The sequence below is a fragment of the Paenibacillus sp. J22P143 genome (genome assembly GCF_059692035.1).
Genome location: NZ_JCAUAQ010000020.1, coordinates 58,451 through 81,206, shown reverse-complemented (window position 1 = coordinate 81,206; position 22,756 = coordinate 58,451). Strand labels below are relative to the sequence as shown.

20 protein-coding genes are annotated in these 22,756 nt (G+C 43.5%); 11 read left to right on the top strand and 9 right to left on the bottom strand.

Annotation, left to right across the window (positions count from 1 at the left end; translation table 11 throughout):
• Positions 1-895 precede the first annotated feature (895 nt).
• The 3 genes from kamA to AC58PQ_RS22230 all read right to left on the bottom strand — a co-directional run bounded on the left by kamA (position 896) and on the right by AC58PQ_RS22230 (position 4,387).
• Positions 896-2,290 (bottom strand): lysine 2,3-aminomutase, encoded by a 1,395-nt coding sequence (kamA, locus tag AC58PQ_RS22240; RefSeq protein ID WP_497245414.1) that lies wholly within the window; start codon positions 2,288-2,290, stop codon positions 896-898.
• A gap of 75 nt (positions 2,291-2,365) precedes the next feature.
• Entirely contained in the window at positions 2,366-2,785 is a 420-nt protein-coding gene (locus AC58PQ_RS22235; protein ID WP_497245412.1) for a hypothetical protein, read from the bottom strand.
• Positions 2,786-2,947: 162 nt separating this feature from the next.
• Positions 2,948-4,387 carry a sigma-54 interaction domain-containing protein gene (locus AC58PQ_RS22230; RefSeq protein ID WP_497245410.1) on the bottom strand — a complete coding sequence of 480 codons (1,440 nt, stop codon included), beginning with the start codon at positions 4,385-4,387 and terminating at the stop codon, positions 2,948-2,950.
• A 180-nt stretch (positions 4,388-4,567) separates the two neighbouring features.
• Here AC58PQ_RS22230 and icmF point away from each other — a divergent pair, with 180 nt between their 5' ends.
• A complete protein-coding gene (gene icmF, locus AC58PQ_RS22225; protein WP_497245408.1) occupies positions 4,568-7,849 on the top strand; it encodes a fused isobutyryl-CoA mutase/GTPase IcmF in 3,282 nt (1,093 codons plus the stop codon).
• A gap of 199 nt (positions 7,850-8,048) precedes the next feature.
• Entirely contained in the window at positions 8,049-9,446 is a 1,398-nt protein-coding gene (locus AC58PQ_RS22220) for a sensor histidine kinase (protein WP_497245406.1), read from the top strand.
• 74 nt (positions 9,447-9,520) lie between these two features.
• Here AC58PQ_RS22220 and AC58PQ_RS22215 read toward each other — a convergent pair whose 3' ends face one another.
• Positions 9,521-10,573, bottom strand: a complete 1,053-nt coding sequence (locus tag AC58PQ_RS22215) for a rod shape-determining protein (protein ID WP_497245404.1) — start codon at positions 10,571-10,573, stop codon at positions 9,521-9,523.
• A gap of 211 nt (positions 10,574-10,784) precedes the next feature.
• Here AC58PQ_RS22215 and AC58PQ_RS22210 point away from each other — a divergent pair, with 211 nt between their 5' ends.
• Together AC58PQ_RS22210 and AC58PQ_RS22205 are read left to right on the top strand one after the other, a co-directional pair.
• On the top strand, positions 10,785-11,087 hold the full coding sequence (locus AC58PQ_RS22210; protein WP_497245402.1) for a Dabb family protein: 303 nt from the start codon (positions 10,785-10,787) through the stop codon (positions 11,085-11,087).
• A gap of 35 nt (positions 11,088-11,122) precedes the next feature.
• On the top strand, positions 11,123-12,079 hold the full coding sequence (locus AC58PQ_RS22205; protein WP_497245400.1) for a D-2-hydroxyacid dehydrogenase family protein: 957 nt from the start codon (positions 11,123-11,125) through the stop codon (positions 12,077-12,079).
• A 183-nt stretch (positions 12,080-12,262) separates the two neighbouring features.
• On the opposite strand, the gene AC58PQ_RS22200 is transcribed toward AC58PQ_RS22205, so the two are convergent.
• Positions 12,263-12,394 (bottom strand): hypothetical protein, encoded by a 132-nt coding sequence (locus AC58PQ_RS22200; protein ID WP_497245398.1) that lies wholly within the window; start codon positions 12,392-12,394, stop codon positions 12,263-12,265.
• 130 nt (positions 12,395-12,524) lie between these two features.
• A complete protein-coding gene (locus AC58PQ_RS22195; protein WP_497245396.1) occupies positions 12,525-13,859 on the bottom strand; it encodes a stalk domain-containing protein in 1,335 nt (444 codons plus the stop codon).
• Positions 13,860-14,083: 224 nt separating this feature from the next.
• On the opposite strand from AC58PQ_RS22195, the gene AC58PQ_RS22190 reads away from it, so the two are divergent.
• From AC58PQ_RS22190 to AC58PQ_RS22180, 3 genes are all read left to right on the top strand, one after another.
• Complete coding sequence (locus tag AC58PQ_RS22190) at positions 14,084-15,208, top strand: lamin tail domain-containing protein (RefSeq protein ID WP_497245394.1); 1,125 nt, start codon at positions 14,084-14,086, stop codon at positions 15,206-15,208.
• Positions 15,209-15,821: 613 nt separating this feature from the next.
• The gene (locus tag AC58PQ_RS22185) at positions 15,822-16,160 is read left to right on the top strand and encodes a L,D-transpeptidase (protein WP_497245392.1); all 339 of its coding nucleotides are present in this window, start codon (positions 15,822-15,824) and stop codon (positions 16,158-16,160) included.
• Between the two features lie 62 nt (positions 16,161-16,222).
• On the top strand, positions 16,223-16,723 hold the full coding sequence (locus AC58PQ_RS22180) for a hypothetical protein (RefSeq protein ID WP_497245390.1): 501 nt from the start codon (positions 16,223-16,225) through the stop codon (positions 16,721-16,723).
• Positions 16,724-16,789: 66 nt separating this feature from the next.
• Here the strand turns inward: AC58PQ_RS22180 and AC58PQ_RS22175 are convergent, their stop codons facing one another.
• The gene (locus AC58PQ_RS22175) at positions 16,790-17,653 is read right to left on the bottom strand and encodes an AraC family transcriptional regulator (protein ID WP_497245388.1); all 864 of its coding nucleotides are present in this window, start codon (positions 17,651-17,653) and stop codon (positions 16,790-16,792) included.
• 108 nt (positions 17,654-17,761) lie between these two features.
• Between AC58PQ_RS22175 and AC58PQ_RS22170 the strand changes: the two genes are divergently transcribed.
• On the top strand, positions 17,762-18,763 hold the full coding sequence (locus AC58PQ_RS22170) for a glycoside hydrolase family 130 protein (protein ID WP_497245386.1): 1,002 nt from the start codon (positions 17,762-17,764) through the stop codon (positions 18,761-18,763).
• A 78-nt stretch (positions 18,764-18,841) separates the two neighbouring features.
• Here the strand turns inward: AC58PQ_RS22170 and thpR are convergent, their stop codons facing one another.
• Both thpR and AC58PQ_RS22160 read right to left on the bottom strand, forming a co-directional pair.
• On the bottom strand, positions 18,842-19,417 hold the full coding sequence (thpR, locus tag AC58PQ_RS22165) for an RNA 2',3'-cyclic phosphodiesterase (protein WP_497245384.1): 576 nt from the start codon (positions 19,415-19,417) through the stop codon (positions 18,842-18,844).
• Between the two features lie 26 nt (positions 19,418-19,443).
• Complete coding sequence (locus AC58PQ_RS22160) at positions 19,444-19,992, bottom strand: helix-turn-helix transcriptional regulator (protein WP_497245382.1); 549 nt, start codon at positions 19,990-19,992, stop codon at positions 19,444-19,446.
• Positions 19,993-20,118: 126 nt separating this feature from the next.
• Here AC58PQ_RS22160 and AC58PQ_RS22155 point away from each other — a divergent pair, with 126 nt between their 5' ends.
• The 3 genes from AC58PQ_RS22155 to AC58PQ_RS22145 all read left to right on the top strand — a co-directional run bounded on the left by AC58PQ_RS22155 (position 20,119) and on the right by AC58PQ_RS22145 (position 22,698).
• Positions 20,119-21,084, top strand: coding sequence for a hypothetical protein (locus AC58PQ_RS22155; protein ID WP_497245380.1), 966 nt, complete (start codon positions 20,119-20,121; stop codon positions 21,082-21,084).
• 107 nt (positions 21,085-21,191) lie between these two features.
• A complete protein-coding gene (locus tag AC58PQ_RS22150) occupies positions 21,192-21,710 on the top strand; it encodes a hypothetical protein (protein WP_497245378.1) in 519 nt (172 codons plus the stop codon).
• A 76-nt stretch (positions 21,711-21,786) separates the two neighbouring features.
• A complete protein-coding gene (locus AC58PQ_RS22145) occupies positions 21,787-22,698 on the top strand; it encodes an SDR family oxidoreductase (RefSeq protein ID WP_497245376.1) in 912 nt (303 codons plus the stop codon).
• Positions 22,699-22,756: the final 58 nt, after the last annotated feature.

Here is a 22,756-nt window from a genome sequence, read left to right as displayed (position 1 = left end):
ACTCGAATAAGAATCGAGGCCTGCAGCCATGGAATTACACGAATATTTCGAGTAACTCGATCCAATCGAGGCCTGCAGCATGGTATTACACGAATAATTCGAGTAACTCGATCCAATCGAGGCCTGAAGCATGGAATTACACGATTATTTCGAGTAACTCGATCCAATCGAGGCCTGCAGGCATGGAATTACACGATTATTTCGAGTAACTCGCTCCAATCGAGGCCTGCAGCAAGGAATTACACGATTATTTCGAGTAACTCGATCCAATCGAGGCCTGCAGCCATGGAATTACACGATTATTTCGAGTAACTCGCTCCAATCGAGGCCTGAAGCAAGGAATTACACGAATATTTCGAGTAACTTGATCTAATCGAGGCCTGAAGCATGAAATTACACGAATACTTCGAGTAACTCGATCCAATCGAGGCCTGCAGCCATGGAATTACACGATTATTTCGAGTAACTCGCTCCAATCGAGGCCTGAAGCATGGAATTACACGAATATTTCGAGTAACTCGATCCAATCGAGGCCTGCAGCCATGGAATTACACGATTATTTCGAGTAACTCGATCCAATCGAGGCCAGAAGCATGGAATTACACGATTATTTCGAGTAACTCGATCCAATCGAGGCCAGAAGCATGGAATTACACGATTATTTCGAGTAACCCGATCCAATCGAGGCCTGCAGCATGGAATTACACGAATACTTCGAGTAACCCGATCCAATCGAGGCCTGCAGCATGGAATTACACGATTATTTCGAGTAACTCGCTCCAATCGAGGCCAGAAGCATGAAATTACACGAATACTTCGAGTAACTCGATCCAATCGAGGCCTGCAGCATGGAGTCCGGTTTATTTGAATTCCAAGCTATAAGCTTGAAACCCATCTAGTCCACGGGAATCTCCGTTGAACTCACTTTTTTCTCTTTGTTTTGTGCTTTCATCAATTTGTCTTTCATTTCATCCCTCATCGGCCGGCGATCCTTCAGCGACATGTGCTCAGGTGTTTCCTGATACGTTTTCCTTCTGCCGATTCGGCGCAAATTTTCTGGCACTAAGTTGAATTTTTCATCTTTCATGAGTGAAATAATGCCCGTGCTTTCCGGTTGTTTCTCGATACCGTAGACTTCGTTGAAATAATCGTCTGCACGGCCAGGTATATAGTTTTTCGGCTCGGGGTAACCCACGATGACGCCTTCGTAATTACGTAGAATGACCTTATCTTGACTTTGTGATATCAAATAATTCGGCTGTAAGGCAATTTTCCCGCCGCCTCCTGGCGCATCGACGACAAACGTAGGTACCGCATACCCAGAGGTGTGCCCGCGAAGTGCTTCAATAATTTCAAGCCCTTTGGAAACAGGTGCCCGGAAATGACCAATGCCTTCGGATAAATCACATTGATAAATGTAATAGGGACGAACACGTATTTTCACAAGCTCATGCATGAGCTTTTTCATAATATAGGTGCTGTCATTGATGCCTGCTAAGATCACGGACTGATTGCCAAGCGGAACTCCCGCATTTGCTAGCATTTCGCAGGACGTTTTTGCTTCTTCCGTGATTTCCAATGGATGATTAAAATGCGTGTTCAACCAAACAGGATGATATTTCTTGATGATTGAGCACAAATGCTCCGTAATTCGCTGCGGGAACACAACAGGAGCCCTAGTGCCGATTCGAATGATCTCGACATGGGGAATCGCCCGCAAATTTTTCAAAATATACTCCAAAATATTGTCGTTAATTAACAAACCATCCCCACCAGAAAGAAGAACGTCCCGCACCTCCGGTGTATTCCGGATATAAGCAATCGCATCATCCAATTGTTTTTTGGGAACTCCCATACCAACCTGACCAGAGAAACGGCGGCGCGTGCAGTATCTGCAATACATCGAGCATTGATTCGTTACCAAGAAGAGAACCCTATCGGGGTATCGATGTGTTAATCCCGGAGTAGGGGAGTCTTCATCCTCGAATAAGGGATCCTCAAGATCATATTTGGTTTTCAATAATTCGGCGGAAATGGGGACAGATTGCATGCGAATCGGGCATCGCGGGTCATCTGGATTCATCAATGATGCATAGTAAGGCGTAATATTTAAAGGGATGGTTTGCGTTGAAATTCGAACGCCTTCTTCTTCCTCCGGAGTTAGATTCACTACCTTTTTCAAATCATCTAAGGTACGTATCGTATGGGTCAGCTGCCATAGCCAATCATTCCATTGCTCATCCGTTACATGCTTCCAGAGTTCAATTTGCTTCCAGTCACGTCGTTCCATCATTGCACCTCCAACATGGATGTATTCTCATTAGAAGTAAGATGCAAGAAGGATGCCAACATTTAGCCATATGGTTTAAAAGAGATAACCCTTGCGCCGGCGAAAGAGAAATCGGAAAGAGGACTTCAATAATAAGAACCACATTGGACTTTTCTTGTGATCAGGATGACGTACAGAGCGAGGCACCAGATCATTCATTGAAGTAACGGAATTAGGTGCAATTTCAATTTCGGCTAATTTTACATGTTCATTGCATAGTGACACTTCTAAGGTGCTTGCGATCTCATTTTTACTTTCAAGCAGCAAATCGATTTGTCGTTCATATTCGGTCATACGATTCGTTAGCATCATATTCTCTTCTTTGAGTTTTTTAATAAGTTCGTATAGTAATTTCATTGTAAGCTTTGGTTGCTCTTGTGATTCATGGGTATCTGTATTGTAAGTGGGGGAGAGCGGGAGCATCAATTCTTCATCACTGATTACTTGGTTTGCCACATGACTTCCTCCTTAAAACGATGGATTTCTCACTATACTAATCACTCTATGAATTCTTTTTCATATCATACAGGATTAAGGAAGTGATGTTGCTCGAAAGTCGTTGTCGTTTTGTAATTTTTATTGAAGAAGAATGGGATAACAAGGTCTAGTCCGCCGCTATTAAGGCTTTTTCACAATACCGTAGCGGTTCAACTTATATTGTAAAGCCTGACGTTTGATGCCTAGCGCTTGCGCAGTAAGCGTGATGTTATATTGATGAAAGGCCAGCGCATCGGTGATGGCTTCCTTTTCCATTTGCTTTACTTTATCGGTCAATCTACCTGTAGAGAAGGTTTCAATCTCGTCACTCCATGTAGGGGTTCGAAGAGACGTTGTTGTATGATTCCCCATGAAATAAGCAGGGAGATGCGTTTCCTCAATCATTTCACACTCCAGCTCCATCATATTGTAAGTGGATTCGATCGCATGGCTTAACTCCCGTATATTGCCAGGCCAATGGTAATTCATTAAACATGCCAACGCGGATGGCGAAATACCTATGATTTTCATACCGAACATCTGATTAAATTTTTCAATAAAGTGGGATGTGAGAAGAGGAATATCTTCTTTTCTTTGCACGAGAGGGGGGAGGTACAGATTCACGACATTGAGTCGGTAAAATAGATCGCTCCGCAGCACTCCTTTAGCTAACGCTTCCTTCGGATCTATATTCATAGCGGTAATGATGCGAACATCGACTTGCTGTTCATGGGTTCCCCCGACTCGGCGAACGATTCCGTCTTGAAGCACCCGCAATAATTTGGCCTGTAGAAATAAATCCAAGCTATTTAACTCATCCAGAAAAAGCGTTCCCCCGTTGGCTTGCTCAAATAGCCCAGCACGATCAATGGCGCCAGTAAACGCGCCTCTTGCCGTTCCGAACATAATACCTTCCATCAGCTCGTTGGGGACTGCCGCACAATTCTGAGCAATAAATAGTTTGTTCCGACGGGCTCCTGCATTGTGTATACTTTGAGCGAATAATTCCTTGCCAGTGCCAGTAGGTCCTGATATGACGACAGGAGAGCTCGTACGTGATGCCTTTTTGGCGAAGGCAATGGTGTGCAGGAAGGATTCGCTTTGACCGATTAAATCACTGAAATGGTAGCGAGCGGAGCTTGTATTTTTCTTATCTTTGGAAGGAGATTCATAGATTTGATGTCTGAGATCTAGGATTTGGTCATGCAGATGAACAATGCTGGTAATATCCTTAGCCACCTCTAAGGCACCGATGATTTCGCCATTTTCCAATAGCGGATAAGTACTGTTTATGGTCGTAATCCTTTTCCCCGTTACACTCACATAGGTCTGAATTTTTTCTCGTATTTCAATCCCTGTTTGAAGTACTTTCATGAAAGTGCTCGTTTCATTGGTTAGGGAAGGAAAGAGTTCGAAAAAATTTTTCCCCACGACTTGTTCGCGTTTAAAACCATCTGTTTCAGCCATCTTCTCATTATAAAAAATGGTGATCCCCTTGTTATCAATCAGGTGAACACCGACATCGATAATATTTAGCATGTTCTCGAAATACTTCGCTCCATGATCGTTCTGCTTGGACATTATGTTCACCCGCCTCACGAAGAATGGTTCTATGGTTTAATTAACAGCATATGATTGTTTTTTTTGGAAAATGATAATTGAAGTGGGTGATTTCAGTGCGGGGGCAGGAATAAAATGAAGGAAAAGCATTGTAATACTAGGCTACCTAATGAATGAAATTGACTAGAAGGTGGGTTTCGTGTGAACACTCAAGTTTATCGGCCCAAGAATCCTGTAAGGTTTGTAACGGCGTCAGCTTTGTTTGATGGTCATGATGCGACCATTCATATTATACGAAGGATTTTACAAGCATCGGGGGTAGAAGTGATCCATCTTGGTCATAATCGTTCCGTCGAAGAGGTCGTTAATGCTGCCATACAAGAAGATGTGCATGGAATCGCAATTAGTTCTTATCAAGGTGGACATATCGAATATTTAACCTACATGTTTGACCTTCTCCAGCAAAAAGGTGCCGGGCACATTCGAATTTTCGCAGGTGGAGGAGGCGTCATTATTCCTTCAGAGATTCAAGCCTTACACCAATATGGGATTGCCAAAATATTTTCACCCGACGACGGACGTAACCTTGGTCTACAAGGCATGATTAATTACATGATTCAAGAAGTTGATAAGTCTACGCCAAGGAAGCTCGTTGAGGAATCACCCTTATCCATAGAAAGCCAATGGAGTGTCATTGCCAGCTCCATAACTGCTGCTGAAGATGCCGCTGGGATTGGACATAAGACCGAATCTTTACCTATTTTACAAAACACACAATCTAATACAGCAGTCGCACCCGTGATCGGCATTACAGGAACAGGTGGAGCTGGAAAAAGTACGCTGACTGATGAGCTAGTTCGGCGCTTTCTCGAGCAATACCCGGACAGAACCATCGCTATTATTTCTATCGATCCTACGAAGATTAAAACAGGTGGTGCCCTTCTAGGTGACCGAATCCGTATGAATGCTGTAAACAGCCCTCGGGTCTATATGCGCAGCTTAGCAACTCGGCGTGCGAAATCTGAATTGAGCCTTGCAACGAAAGATGCCATCCAAGTGGTTCAGGCTGCTGGATATCATTTGGTACTTGTGGAAACGAGCGGGATCGGACAAGGAGACTCGGCCATAGATGAGCTATGCGATGTGTCTATGTACGTCATGACAAGTGAATTTGGAGCCGCGACACAACTGGAAAAAATAGCAATGATTGATTATGCGGATGTCATTGTCATCAATAAGTTTGAACGACGCGGCTCGGAAGATGCATTACGCGATGTCCGTAAACAATATCAGCGAAGCCACGGCTTGTTTGAAACAGCTGCCCAGGAACTACCTGTATTTGGCACGATCGCCAGTCAATTTAATGACCATGGAACGAATGTTCTATTTGCTAAGTTGATGAAGCTCGTTGCAGACAAAACAGGCGGCGATTGGACGATAGATGAGAAGGCGAACACGAACAAGCAACCTGTCACCACAAAGAATGTGATCATTCCACAGGACCGCACCGGTTATCTCGGCGAAATTGTGCAAACGATCCGACAGTACACGAAGTTTATTCTTGAGCAGGTCAAGGTAGCACGAAAGCTATATCAGCTGCGAGGAACGAAAGAGATTATGGTGTCCGATCATCAATCTCAGCTGAACACCGCGGAGGAAACGCAAACGATAATTGCGAAACTGAACGACTGGATCGCTCATTATCAAGCGATACTTCACCCTTCGTGCATCAAGTTGCTTCAAGAATGGCCGCAAATTCGTCAATCCTACACACAAGATCAACTTGTCACCCGCGTTCGCGATCGCGAGATGTTGACAGCTATGTACACCGAATCGCTATCTGGGACTAAGATTCCCAAGATTAGCTTGCCGAGATATGAAGATGATGGTGAACTCCTTGATTGGCTGCTGAAGGAAAATTTGCCAGGGTACTTTCCTTATACGGCGGGTGTTTTTCCATTTAAACGGACGAATGAAGAGCCTAAGCGCCAATTTGCCGGAGAGGGGACACCTGATCGCACCAATCGTCGATTCCATTATTTATGTCAAAATGATGAGGCGAAGCGATTATCGACTGCTTTTGACAGTGTTACCTTGTACGGGCATGATCCCGACTATCGGCCTGATATTTATGGAAAAATAGGAAACAGCGGTGTGAATGTATGTACGTTAGCGGATATGAAAAAGCTGTTTGCTGGATTCGATTTATGCCATCCTTCCACAAGCGTTTCGATGACCATTAATGGTCCTGCTCCAATGATTTTGGCCATGTTCATGAATACGGCGATTCAGCAGCAAGTAGATAAATATGTCCAGAACAAAGGCAGTCAACCGACGGAAGAGGAAGTTGAGCAAATAAAGGCGAGTACGCTTCAAACCGTTCGCGGTACGGTTCAAGCGGATATTTTAAAAGAAGATCAGGGGCAGAACACTTGCCTGTTTTCAACCGAATTTGCACTGAAGATGATGGGGGACATGCAGCAATACTTCATTGATCATCAAGTTCGGAACTACTACTCGGTAAGTATTAGCGGCTATCATATTGCGGAAGCGGGAGCGAACCCGATCACGCAATTGGCTTTTACGCTGGCAAATGGTTTTACATTCCTTGAATATTATTTAAGTCGTGGTATGCATATCGATGATTTTGCGCCGAATCTTTCTTATTTTTTCAGTAATGGTCTTGATCCCGAATATACGGTCATGGGAAGAGTTGCGCGTCGCATATGGTCAACCGTCATACGAAATAAATATGGCGGCAATGAAAGAAGTCAAAAGCTTAAATACCATATACAAACGTCAGGCCGCTCCTTACATGCACAAGAAATGGATTTTAATGATATTCGAACTAGCTTGCAGGCGCTCATTGCCATTTACGATAATTGCAACTCCTTGCATACGAACGCCTTTGATGAAGCGATTACGACCCCGACAGAGAATTCAGTGCGCAGAGCGATGGCGATTCAATTGATCATCAATAAGGAATTTGGCTTGACGAAAAATGAAAACCCGCTTCAAGGTTCCTTTATTGTGGATGATTTAACCGATCTCGTGGAAGAAGCCGTGTTAGCTGAATTCGAGCGAATCCATGCTCGAGGCGGCGTATTAGGTGCAATGGAAACGCAATATCAACGCGGCAGGATCCAAGATGAATCTCTTTCCTACGAGCATAAGAAGCATGCAGGTGAGCTACCGATCATCGGCGTGAATACGTTCCTAAAACGGGATGCCGACCATCATGCTGTTGAAATCGAACTGGCACGTTCAACAGTTGAAGAGAAAGAAACTCAGATTCTTGGGCTACAAGCCTTCAAGGAACAACACAAGTTGGCGTGTCCTGCAGCTCTTGAACGATTAAAGCAAACAGCCCTCAACAACGGGAACCTTTTCGAAGAACTTATGGAAACGGTTAAAGTCGCATCGCTAGGGCAGATCACAACGACCTTGTATGAAGTTGGCGGGCAATATCGCAGGAATATGTAATAAATCCTATACCAAGCGAATGTCAGATATGTTATAATTCACAAGTCGAATATGTGACAACGACCAACTTTCATATAACCTGGCTTACAACCATAATCCGTTGTAGGTCTTTTTTTCAGGAGTATATTAGATATCGCAATAACATCATGTAAATAGCGGGAAGTATCAACCATTTGTGATATCGAAAGTAGGTTAACTTATGAATTTTATACTTATGGCAGCCATGTCTTTGGTACCTCTCTTTTTAGGAATGTCTTGTAAAATGTTGTTTAAAACAAAATTAACGAATGCCATGTTAGCTTTCATGATTTTTATGAGTATATGGCAATTGGATGTAAGTGTTTTATATAGCATCGAAATCATGAAAACAGATTGGATATTCTTTCTGTTTAAGTTATTCCGGATTGGTTCGATCATGCTTCCTCCGGCTTTTCTGTATGTTGGATATGTCACTCTAAAATATCTAACCAAAGAAGAAGCGAAATGGATGAACAGGATCATTAATAAATATACACTTGGCCTTTACGGAGCATGGTCTGTATTCATTTATATGATTAATTGGACAGATTACGGAGTATTAGGTTTAAAGAATATTGAAGGCTTCGACAACCATACTACCGTGCTCTATCCGATCTATGGTGAATGGGGCAGCTTATTTGTTAACCATATTAAATTGTTGATCGTTAGTATTATTCTGACTCTACTTGCAAGTAGAAAAGTAACGGATACCTATGTGAAAAATTTCCTAACTTTATTCAGTCTTACTTTCCTTTTAACGTATATGATCGGCGTTTTAAATTTACAGGCAGGCACGTTCATTTATTCAAGTCAAATTGGGGTCATGATTTTTTCAATCATTATATTCTTTATTTTTGTTCATATGAGTACAAGAATGATAAGAGATACCTCTCAAATTTTGAAAAGAAAAGAGAAAGAAGAACAAATTGAGATATCAACTTCAGGATTAATACATGAAATCAATAACCCATTAACCGTTGTGAAAGGGTATTCCGATCTCTTAGCACGAAACGAGCAATTGGATCATACTGCCAAAGGGATGGTTAGTCATATTGAAATTGCCGGTGAACATATGAACAGCATCCTCTCCAATTATAATCATTTTATAAAAAGCGGAAAAATACAGACAGAAGAAGCCGACATTTGGGAAGTTATTCAAGAATCTATTGCATTAACTTCAATAAAGTCGCAAGAAAACAACGTCACTATGGAGTTGAAATCTCATAAACATATCATCGTGATGATAGATAAAGATAAAGTAAGACAAGTTTTCATTAATCTAATCAATAACAGTATAGAAGCTATGGCAGGAAAAGGTCATAAAGTTCTCAAAATTGAATACGTTACCAAGAACAATGAAATCCATATCCTATTTACAGACACAGGATCAGGAATTCCACAAGTTGAATGGGAGCGCATTTTCACACCCTTTCATACAACCAAAAAAACAGGCATGGGCCTAGGATTGTCGATTTCCCAACGGATTATCAATTCTCACGGCGGGTATATAGAGGTCGTAGACAGTCATGCAGATGGAACCGAAATCAAAGTGATCATGCCGCTATGGACCGGGATTTAAATGGATGAAATGCCCGTGCATGAATATAAAAAAAGCGTAGTCTGTGGGCAAAGCCATACAGACTACGCTTTTTATTACAGACTAACCGCTTTTTGTTCTTCTTGCGTCGTAATTTCCTGCGTGATGGGTTTACTCTTCGATCTATACACACCCAGCATCATACCTGTCCCCAATGCCGTACATTCAAGTGGTTGATCCGCAATATGCACAGCAACCCCAGTCTCGGCGCGGATCCGTTCATCAATCCCTTCCAATAATGCGCCGCCTCCGCAAAGCAATATCCCTTGTTCCATGACATCGCCAGCAAGTTCGGGCGGACATAGCTCTAAGGTTGACCGAATCGCTTCGATCAACGCGCCTAAGAAATCATTGACCACCGCGTATATTTCACTCGAGACCAATCGGATCGAGCGGGGTAATCCATCAACCAAATCGCGTCCCCGGATGTCAAGCGTACGTTCATTCGATGTAGAAATGGCTGTTCCAATTTCTTTTTTAATGAGTTCGGCCGTTCGTTCCCCGATTTCCAGATTATATTGTCGTTTCACATAATCCATAATGTCACGATCGATCGATAAGCCACCCCGGTTTATCGTATGACTCGCGACGATGCCCCCGAGAGACAAAACAGCTACTTGGCATGTGCCGCCACCGATATCGAGTACTAAGTGACCAATTGGTTCGTCAAGCATAAGTCCCGCACCGAGGGCGGCTGCAATAGGTTCCTCGACAGCTATCGCTTTTTTAGCCCCCTTGTGGACGATTGTTTCTTCAATTGCCCGTTTTTGGACATTCGTTATCCCGCAAGGTACCGTAATGTAAATCTGTGAACTTCTTAGAAAAGAGGATCTACCTTGGATTTTCTTAATAAAATATTTCAACATGATGCTTGTCTTATCAAAATTAGCAATGACACCATTTTTTAAAGGATACGTGATATCCACATGTCCAGGAGCACGGCCAATCATTGCTTGCGCTTCAGAGCCTGCAGCCAATAGCTCTCCTGTATGTTGATCAAATGCGACTACCGATGGTTCGTTTAGCACAATTCCTTTTCCTTTTTCGAAAATAACGGTGTTTGATGTACCTAAGTCAATCCCAAATAACTTATCGAACTGTTTGAACATTTCATATTTCCTCCTTAGATTGTTGTAAGGCATGGCTTGGAGGTGGCATTCACGTCTGTATAGTATTCTTGTTCGTTCTCGGATTTAAGGGGGCGTGTTATAAATTTCCAGTAAATAGAACAAGAGGACTTCCTTATGCAACCACGAATACCTAAATTGGAAGATGTGCATGGAATATAAATGAATCGGTCAATAAAGGAGCAATTTAGCGATGTACGAACATCTCGTTGTTTTCAAGTTCAATACAAATATCACACCTGTCAAACAACAGGAATTGCTGGATCAATTACTCACGTTTCGGGATCGTATCCCTGGGATCATTGACATAAGTGCAGGAATTAATGAAACAGAAGAAACGGATAATATGCATGGCTACACGCTCGGATTACGAGTAACCTTTGAAGATATTGAATCTCTGCGCTCCTATGGTCCGCATCCCGTTCATCAGGCATTTGTTCTATCACTAGATGGTATATTGGAAAATGTGATTGTCGTTGATTACCCTAAGGTTTAAGCAACTAAGACGATTATGAAGGAGGTAAGCTTACTATGAAGCTTCGCTGTGCGATATTAGACGATTACCAACAAGTGGCTTTGACTTCCGCGGATTGGTCTCAGGTTATGGACAAAGTGGAGGTCACAGTTATCGATCGGCATATCGATGATCCGGAAGAGCTTCTCGAACAGATCGCCGACTGCGAGATTGTCGTGATCATGCGGGAACGGACGCCTTTCCGCGCATCGCTGCTTGCCCGGCTTCCCCGCTTGAAACTGCTAATTACCACAGGTATGCGCAATGCGTCGATCGACATGACCGCAGCCGCTTCGCATGGCGTTATTGTTTGTGGTACAGGTGGCGCGGGCAACGCAACTGCAGAGCTCACGTGGGCTTTGATCTTAGGGCTCGCCCGTAACATTGTGTTAGAGCACAACGCGATCCTCAGCGGTCAATGGCAAAGTACGATTGGCACGGATTTGTACGGCAAGACGCTTGGCGTACTTGGACTTGGCAAACTGGGCAGCAAGATTGCTAAATTCGGTCAGGCGTTCGGCATGGATGTCATGGCATGGAGTCAGAATTTAACAAAAGAACGGGCCGACGAGATCGGAGTGAAATTAGCCTCTTCCAAGGAGGAGCTTCTGGCGAACAGCGACTTTGTTTCCATTCATCTTGTATTAAGCGAACGGACAAGAGGACTGATTGGTGCCGAAGAGCTCAAGCGTATGCGTCCTTCGGCATATCTGATCAACACGTCCCGCGCTCCGATTGTTGATCAATCTGCACTTGCCCAGGCTTTGCAGAACGGATGGATTGCCGGCGCCGCGGTAGATGTGTTCGAAGTGGAGCCTTTGCCAAAGGACGATATATACCGATCGCTGCCAAATCTTCTCACTACACCGCATATCGGTTATGTATCGAAAGCGAATTATGAGGCTTTTTATAAAGATGTGGTTGAAGACATCGAGGCATATCTAGTTGGATCACCAGTAAGAACCCTTACATAATTTTCACGTATTCATCATAAAAAGATCCTCCCAGCATGCCCATGCCGGGGGGATCTTTTGCGTACGATCGATTATTCCAAAGTAATTTGGAGATTTTTAAATTGATTGGCAAACATACGGGAATACGTGCCGTCTTGGCTCATTAACGAGCTGTGATTACCTTGCTCGGCGATCTCGCCGCGGTCAAAGTGATGCGGCTACTGCCCCAAACGCTGTGATAATCAGCATGACACTGCCCATGCGAAGCACATAATCAAGCCGTTTCTCCGCAACGCCTCCGTCCAAAATGTGTGACATGATCGTCGGTTGGAGCAAGTCCGCAAGCGCTTCCATGCTGACAAAAAAGACAGCAACCAGAAATAGCTTTCAGTGCTTTCTCATCTACAAAAAAACCTCAACCAAGAATTGCAATACCTCTTGGCTGAGGGAGTAGAATGGCTTTCAACTATTGAATGGCTTTGATTTCACCAGTTTTCCAGTTGATCCATGAGAACGTAACAGGGTCCGTGTTGAAAGTGACATGTATGAAATCACCCGCAACATAATAGTTCTGTACAGCTGATCCAAGCATAGGTGTCACTTTCATGTTAGTTAAATCGAGTTTAAATAGTTTATTATCCCATTTTTTGAAAATGACCGTATTCTCGTTAATGACTACGGCTGATGCACATTCTACGATCTTCGTCGGTGCTTTCTCTGGCTCATTTAGGAGCCTTTTCAGTAAGTTTGTACCATCTGTATAGTAGAAAGAATTGTTGATGATTTGATATCTTGGGGAAATATTCGTCATCAGTTTCCGTTTATTCGATCCATCAAGCTTCATTTCATAGAAGGTGACGGGAACTCGGGGTTCCTCATTGTAATAAATGGTATCACCGACAATTTGGTAGTTCCATACATTTTTGAATGCCGACTGATTGCCAGTTCCATCGGTCTTTACCATATTCACGTTAGGTGCGTCGAACATTTTCGTGTAATAGATGGTATCGCCGCTGAGGGACATAGAACCGATCGAGCTGCCGCTGAGCAGCTTCTGGAGTCCTGTTCCGTCGGTTTTCATTTTAAAGATCCCATTCTCAGGGGATAACTTCATATCCCTTGGGTGTCCAATGACGGCAAACGTCGAGAAATATAACCAATCTTTATCAACAATGAGGTGTGTAACATCAGGTACATCGCTAATCTTGGTATTCAGTGAGCCATCTAGTTTCATTTTATAAACTTTGCGTTGCTCCGTCGGTTTCGTGTAATAGATCCAATCACCGTCCACGTAAATGGGTCCCGATTCATTCCCATACAACTGATTCATGCTTGATATATAACTGGTTTCAGTCGGTTTCACTTCTTGTACGACCTGTGTTCCTTGCGTGATATCAATTCGTTTGGTTGCTCCATTCCAATTGACCACGGCTCCTAATGCTTCGCTAACGAACCGCAAGGGTACGAGCGTAAACCCATTGGAGATAACGCCAGCTACTTCCATCGAGACGATTTTCCCGTTTTTGTAACCGTTCTTTTCGCCGATTTTATAGGTAATCAATACATCGCCTTTGGTTGCTGTTACCGTTCGCGTGTTGTTATCCCATTGAATTTGTGAACCTAATGTTTCGAAAATTTTCCTTAGTGGAACAAGCGTCGTTCCATCTTGAATGATAGGCGGCGTATCAAACGTCAACTCTTTTCCATCCAAATAAACAGCGATCTTGCCTTCAGATGCGTAGGCACTTGAGCTTATGACAAATATCATGAGCAACAGGATGGCAATAACTTTACGACTCAACTACAAAACCTCCCAGATTCTTTTCGTATCAAAATGACAACTTTCGACATTCGACAAAAAAATGGCGGATTCCTCTTTTTAAGGAGTAGGAAAATAATGGAGGGAGTTCAGGGAATTCCTTTACAAATGATTTACGCACTGATAATCTAATGATTGTTTGGAATCTATTTGGGAGAGGTTGCGTTGTATTGAAAAACAGGGGATCAAGTATAAGAGGTTTTATCTTGGGTGTATGTTCGACATTACTTTTTGTTGGTGCTACGGCAGCCTATGCCGCTGAAAGCACGAAGATTGATGTGTATTTTAAGAATTTACGGTACATGTTTGATGGCGTGGAGAAAAAAACGACAGGTTCACAAGGCTTCATTTACGAGGGGACAACTTACGTACCGCTTCGTTTTATGGGGGAGTCGCTGGGTAAGGAAGTTACGTGGCAGGGTGAGACTGAAACGATCTGGGTTGGCCAAAAGCCGCCTGCACCAGTGACAAGCGAGCCAACAGAGACGGCTATCACAGGCGATCAAGTAAATTTGACAGATTTGACCGTTAACAAACAGGATGAAGCAAGTTCGCTTGCTATTGATAGTTGGAGCACGGGAGGGCATAATACAGCCAAAAGTAAAACATTTACAATCAACGGTAAAACCTACAGTAAGGGGCTGGGTCTCTATTTGCACAATGGACCTTATCCACCGAATATCCGTGTTGGCGGGACCGCTCACTATATCTTGTCTGGCAAGTATTCTCGATTGTCTGGACTTATCGGCGCAGCAGAAAGTACGTTGCAGAACACCGCAAAGGGAACTTTAACCATTATTGGTGACGGTAAGGAATTACTGGTCATTTCCGAGATTAGTGCAGGGCAAGATCCCAAAAAGGTGGATGTAGACCTTACTGGAGTTCAAGAACTTCGAATTAATTTTAACTCAAATCGGCAAGGATTAATTAACATGATTTTGCCTAATCCTGCACTTATTTCTGCTCCTACTCCTGTTGTGAATGTATCGACAGCGAAGCCTGATTCAGATATCTTTATCGTTACTCGGAATCGAACAGCTGAATTTGTTGCTATCAAAAATAGAGGTGATTTCCCCATCGACTTGAAGGGTTGGAAGGTAAATAGCGCGAATGGTGGAGAGTCGTATATATTCAAGGATAGCTTTATCCTGGGACCTGATAGTTATGTTTTCTTAACCAGCGGGAACGATGGTGTGAGCGGCAAGAAGTCTGATTTTCAAGCGTATTCTCGCAGTCTGGTTTGGTCCAAAGAAGCCATTTGGAATGATCAATCTAATGATGATGCGCAACTCTTCAGTGCAGAAGGTGAATTAGTTAGTGAGTATAAATAGTACTGATTTAATGGATAGAAAGTCAGAATTGAATTGTACGTTGGTTCATTAAAGGGGAAATACAGGAATATACTGTCGAGGTTGGCATCGGTCCTCAGAGCATTATCAAAGTTATAGAACGGATTAACAAATTGGTGAGTGAAGAAGCAAAGGAACATCCACCTGGAATTAGAATTAATTGGTAGGAAATGATCTCAAATGATTACAGAGGCTGCCCACAATGGGCAGCCTTTTCTCGTTGTGGCAGGATAGTTAAATCGTTTCACGAATACCTCAAATATGGAAAATTTGCAAAATTCATAAATAAGGCGATATACGCAATGACCTAAATATGCGTGAACTAGATATCCTTGAAATTGCTTTGGGTAGAATTGTGGAGAAAACTATTCCTTTAAAAATTAAATTTGTCAGTTATCATCGTATTTAGATCAATGGGGTAATGAAGTTCTTGGAATTGAAAAAGTTATCAAATTTGTTCCGATTGAAAAACGAAGGGCAGAAGGCTAATTTAGAGGAGGAGACGGTGAACCTCCAACCCTTTACGTCTAACATAAATCCAGCCTATCACTTCCTAAACTAGGCTTGCATAGCATAGTTCATAGGAGGCGAGAAAATGCCACACTATCGAATTATTGTCGATTTGTCCGACCGGGACCTCTACTTGCTTGATGGAAATATCGTTGTTCGGTCTTTCCCGGTAGGAATCGGTAAGATGATTACGAAGACACCGAGAGGCGAATTTAGGATCATCAATAAACAAGCCGACCCTGGAGGTCCATTCGGCGTCTTCTGGATGGGCTTATCGAAACCCCATTACGGCATCCACGGAACGAACGATCCTTCCTCGATCGGTAGAGAAGTCAGTCACGGTTGTATCCGAATGTACAACGAGGATGTCCTACAGCTTGCAAGTCTCGTTCCTATCCAGACTCGGGTTACGATTCGACCATAACACATACACGGTAATCATTTCGAATACATTACATTAAGCATCGGTGACGAGGAGGGGTACAGTTGAGATATACAGTGCAATATTTACCTCTAAGTAAAATTAAGCAGGAAAGTAACATCACGAAGACCTCACCACGAAAGAAGGAGTTAAAAAAAGTTGCTCAGGATCTTATGCAGGTATTAATTGTGCATAAAAGTAAAAAAGATGGTGGTTATATCATCCAAGATGGGCATCATCATTTCGATTTCCTCAAAAAGCACACAAATACAAATCGAGCCGTATGTCTCGTAGATGAAAGCAAGATTTCCACTAACTTTGGCATGCTGATAAATCGATTTCGTAAACGTCAACTTCCTTATGAAGTTCCTTACCTGAAACCAGATCGGATTGAAGTCAACAGCTGGACGATCATTCGTAAGTTTTTGAAACGTGAACCGCGTTTTCGAAAGCTTTCCCGCAGACAGCAATTAATGGTACTTCGGCTTGGACTTCAATATAAGAAAACAACGGTGCAATCGATGCAAGCAAAAGTAGAAGAGCTATTAAAAAAGATAGTCCCCTGACTTGACGAAGTAAAAAGGAAAATACCCGGCAGAGCACTAGCTCCGTCGGGTATTTCTATTTGTCATTCATTTCAACTTCGCTCGCATTGATGCCCGATATATTGTCGGAGAAATTCCTATATGCTTAAGGAAATTACGACTAAAGCTGGCGAACGATTCGTAACCGACTTCATAAGCAATATCGGTTACTTTCAACTCGGTGGTTGATAATAAACTGCATGCGTGCCGAATCCGTGTCTCCTGAAGGAGCGCAACGAAAGTCACGCCTAGATGCTGGGTTAAGATTTGAGTCACCCTGGAAGGATGACAATGAAAATGGGTGCCGATCTGCTCCAAGGTGAGCGGTTCCCTGTAACGGGTATAAATGTAGCGTATTATGGCCCATGGCAAAGCGGTTTTTGAGGGAATATCAGTTATATTCGACTGCTGTGAGATGCACGGATAAAGCCTGTGGAGGAACGCAAGGATGCGCTGGAGCTCTCCTTTTAAGAGAAGCGGCTTCCATATGTCGTCGTTAAGTTCGAATTCACGAAGCATCCCCTGAAGTTTCTGTCTCATGATCTCACTTTGTTCCACGCTCAAGTCATAGTGAGTCAAGAACGGATTAGTATCCGAGAGAAGCAAGCGCTCAGCTGGGTCACCAAGCAGTTCTAAGCCAAACATACAATTGAACAAGATTAACGGACTTCCGGGATTTGCCTTGATTTCATGTACCTGATAAGGAAGCAGCAGGGTAAAGGTGCCAGGTTTCATCGGATGTGCCTGACCGTTCACGGTTTCGTATCCGGAGCCCTCGACAACCAAAGAGAATTCTAAAAAATCATGACGATGGCTGGGGAAATACTGATCAACCCGATTTATGGATAAATGAAACGGGAATGATCCGATATTCGGATAATCCGATAATTGCTTATTGATTGGAAATGTCATGGGAATCACAGCCTATTCAAGAAATGAGAGGTTTGTTCAAGGATTGATAGGAAACCTGCGCTCTCCTATTGTAACCTAATGATAGATAAGATTGAAGGAGGAACTCAGATGACCTTAACGATCGGTTCATTAACATCAAGCACGGTAATAACCAGACATCCTGCCAATCCCATTTTAACGGCAGATTCCGTGCCCTATCCAACGGCGCTTACATTCAATGCGTGGGTAACCAAATTCCAAGGTCAATACGTCATGGTGTTCCGTAATGACCACGGCTCCGTCAAAAATGAAACATTGGAACCCTCTCATACAACGGATCTGGGACTAGCCTACAGTAAGGATGGCATCCATTGGGATGTACAATCCAAGCCATGTTGGAAGCTTTATGATGAGGAAATTACAAGAGTTTACGACCCTAGATTAACCGTGATGGATGGTCGCGTTTACATGTGCTTCGCCGTAGATACCCGTCATGGCGTCAGAGGTGGCATTGCGGTAACGGATGATTTTGATCAGTTCGAAATCCTTTCCTTGTCAGCGCCAGACAATCGGAACATGGTGCTTTTTCCAGAGAAGATTAACGGTAATTATGTGCGTTTGGAACGTCCGTTCCCGGTTTACAGCCGTGGGAAAGATCAATTTGATATATGGCTTTCGCAGTCGCCAGATCTCAAATACTGGGGAGACACGGAGCTTGTCTTAGGTGTAGAGCACGTTCCCTATGCGAATGATAAAATTGGACCTGCCGCACCGCCAATTCGAACTTCCAAGGGATGGTTGACGACGATCCATGCCGTTGATATCGATCCAAACCGCGGTAAAAATGGCTGGGAGCCGACGTGGAAAAAGCGCTATACGGCGGGCATTATGCTCCTTGATTTGGATAACCCGAAGAAGGTAATCGGTTTGTATAAGGAACCGCTATTGGCGCCAGAGGTAAGCTATGAAACAGATGGAGGCTTCCGTAACGATGTTATTTTTCCAGGCGGTATGATTCTGGAGGATGATGGGGAAGTAAAGATTTACTACGGTGCGGCAGATACAGTCGAGTGTTTGGCAACCGCTCATGTGGATGATTTGATAAGGTTGTGTTTGGAAGGAAATAAATAAAACCAAACGAGTTGAATGATGAAAAGGGTGGACAAAGCGTGACAAAGCGTCCCCCTTTTTCTTTAGGTTCAATCACCCTTAAGTCACCGAAATGACTTCATACATCGGTACCTTATTCAAATGGCTCTGGTACAGTGTAATTTCTTTAGATTTCCACGCGAGATCGTCGCTTCTAGAAGATGTTGGTACTGGGAAATCACGTAACGTATGAAGCTCAAATGGCGTCATCCCCGTAAATTTGCGTGCAAGCGTCAGATGCGGGTGAAACGTGCGCGCTTCAGGTGTAAAACCAAGCGGCGTAAGTGCGCCAGCTACCCATTGTTGTAATAAGTGCAAACTTTCTACATCACCTCCGACACCGGCCCAGAGCACAGAAGGCTGGGTTGGTCGGCCGAATATGCTGAGGGATTCCACATGCAGTAAGAGGGGATTAGATGCTGCCTCTATTTCCTGCAACGCTTGCGTAATGCGAGGGACCGAGTCTGAAGGTGTATCTCCAAGAAACTGCAGCGTAATATGCAGATCCTCAGGATGGACCCATTTGCGAAAAGGAAGATGCCGTTTTAGTTCCTCCATCCAGTCGGCAACCACATGCTTACATCCGGACGGGATCGGCACAGCAACAAATAAACGAACTTGATGGATTGGATTCATACTAGCCTCGCTTGTTCATTGTATGTTTAATCTGGTTCATCCGTAGCATACCCAATATTTGTCCTAATTTTATACTTCTGGGGCGTTATGCCCGTTTTTATTTTAAATAATCGACTGAAATACCGCTGATCCTGGTAACCGATCATTTCTGCTATGTCCGCAACACTTAGAAGTGAATTGCGCAGCAGATCGCAGGCACGATTCATTCTTTGTAACAAAATATATTCATAGGGTGACACACTCAAGATTTCTGTAAAGACCGTCCTGTAATGACTCACGCTCAGATGTTCCATTTCGGCAAGCTGTTTTAACGTCAATTCCTCATGAAAATGCTCGTGGATATATCGTAAAGATTTTTCGATTCGATTGTGTTTGCTGATCAAGGACCCTTTAGAATTCTGCACATTTCGTCCGATTAACGCTAATAATGAAATCAGATTCTGTATGACATCTAACTGAAAAAATGAATCCCTATGGGAAAACGCTTGAAACATGGATTGGAATGACCTTATGACATGTTCCACACTGCCTACATACAGAACTGTCCCCGTAGGTATTCCACTGGATTTCAGCACTGTTGCTTCACAACACCACTCCCGTTGATTTGTCCACATTTTAAGTTGGATACTTACTCCCTAGGAAGCATTTTAAGGTATATGATTGAACAAATCAAACACTTTACGAAGAGAGAAGGATTTCCAATGAAAAGACAAATCGTCAACATTATTAACTTTATTCGTGGTGTAGAGCCAAGGCCGGGAAGAGATATTGATCTGGTTCAACCTGTGCAGGAGCAAATAGAGCTTCTAAAAAAACATGATCTAAAAGGAACCTTTTTGTTTCAATATGATGCTCTGATAGATCCCGTTTTTACTTTGATGTTCGAAGAGATGGATACGGATAACATTGAGCTTGGCGTGTGGCTGGAAGTTGTAGAGCCGCTTGCCAAGAAAGCAGGAATCCCTTGGAAAGGACGTTATGCGTGGGACTGGCATGCACATTGCGGATTTACAGTCGGATATACGCTGGAACAACGTGAGCGGATCATTGACATCGTCATGGACGACTTTTATTCGGTATTTCAAAGATACCCTAAGTCGATCGGTTTCTGGTCACTCGACGTGCATACCATTACCTATTTGGCAGAAAAATACGAAATCAACGCCTTATGTATGTGTAAGGATCAATGGGGGACGGACGGGTATAACCTCTGGGGAGGCTATTATCATCAAGGATACTATCCAAGTCGCAAGAACTATTTCAGTCCGGCCCAAACATTGGAACAACAGATTAACATTCCGATATTCCGCATGTTGGGATCCGATCCGATTCATCAATATGATGTTGGCTTGAAGCTTGATTCTGGTGCACCTGCCATTCAGAAAGTCATCACGCTAGAGCCTGTTTATCATGAGCTAGGTGGAGGTGTGAATACTTGGACTGATTGGTATTTCAAAGAAAACTTCAGCGGAAATTGCCTCTCATTTGGCTATACACAGGTTGGTCAGGAAAATAGTTTTGGTTGGGAGAAAATGAGTCAAGGGCTGATCTATCAGTTTGAACAGTTGGCAAAGCTGCAAAAAGAAGGCACGCTAGAGGTTGAAACCCTTGGCGAAACAGGACGATGGTTTAAGCAAACTACCAAACAACCCCTGCATCTGTTGTAGCTGCATTTAGCGATTCCAAAGAGGAAGGGCATAAGTCGATATGGTTTAACAGCAAGTATTACCGAATCAATGTGTATACCGAGAATGAACGGTTCTGGATAAGGGATATGCACCTGTTTCGTGAAGATTATCGCGAGCGATATTTAGATGAGGTGTGTACAGGCAATCAACTTCAGTTTAACAATTTGCCGATTATGGATGGATACCGGTGGAGTGGTAATCAGATTCGCGCGGGGATATATCCATTATTTAGTACTGTCGATGGACAACTTCTGCCGCTCACTTTTGAAGATATTACTTATCAGGAGGAAAAGGGCGTCGCAATCATTTCATTTCAAGGTACAGCCTGTGGAACCATTACAATAAAGCTAGTTGAGGATGAAATGACAATCACGCTTGAAAAGAATGCTGATCAAGTCATATGGAAACCCAAGTTTGATGAGAATGCTCAAAGTTTGCCACGGATTATTTCTTCATCTGAAAGTGAATTGCGAATGGTTTATGATGGCTTTGAATATACAGCCTTTCATGTGCTGCAGGGAACAATGGATCCTAACTTTTCGATACGAGCGAAGAATAACCAGATTAGATTATTGATTGGCAGGCAAACTGAGAGTAGAAATTAACTTTTTCTAGCCTCTGCAAAGATCATCGTTATGGTCTATAATAATCGATAGAACAAGAAAAGGAGTAACCCTAACGATGAAACCTTTGGCAGGAAAAGTAGCCTTAGTCGCAGGAGCAACGCGCGGCGGTGGAAGAGGGATTGCAATTGAATTAGGAGCAGCTGGTGCTACTGTTTATGTGACTGGCCGCACCACGCGCGTACAACGCTCGGAATACAATCGTCCAGAAACGATAGAGGAAACCGCTGAATTAATATGTCAAGCAGGTGGACAAGGTATAGCCGTTCAAGTTGATCATTTGGATGAGGCTCAAGTACAAGCACTTATGGCTCGCATTGAGAGCGAACAAGGGCGATTGGACATACTGGTTAACGATGTGTGGGGTGGTGAAAATTTGATACAATGGAATGTGCCCGTGTGGGAACACTCCCTTGAAGGCGGATTTCGTATGCTTCGATTAGCGATTGATACACATATCATTACAAGTCACTTTGCATTACCCCTGTTAATCCGAAACAAGGGAGGACTCGTTATCGAGGTAACAGACGGTACGGCAGAATACAACAATAACAACTACCGTTTATCTATGTTTTACGATCTTGCTAAGACCTCTGTCATTCGTATGGCAAAGTCGCTAGCCCAAGAACTTTCGCCCTATCAATGCACCGCTATCGCCTTGACACCGGGGTGGATGCGTTCTGAAATCATGCTTGAACACTTTGGTGTCAAGGAAGATAATTGGCGTGACGCGACAGTAGCTGAACCCCATTTCATCATCTCGGAAACGCCGCGTTTCATGGGACGAGCTGTGGCAGCTCTTGCCGCAGATCCAGAAGTTGGTCGATGGAATGGACAATCGGTATCCAGCGGAGCGCTCTCGCAAATCTATGGGTTTCAAGATCTGGATGGCTCACAGCCAGACTGCTGGCGGTATCTAGTAGAGGTACAGGAGGCAGGCAAACCAGCGAATGCATCGGGGTACCGTTAAATTTCAGAAACACCGAAGCAACAAAATCCCGGCGGAAACTGCTCCGCCGGGATTTTGC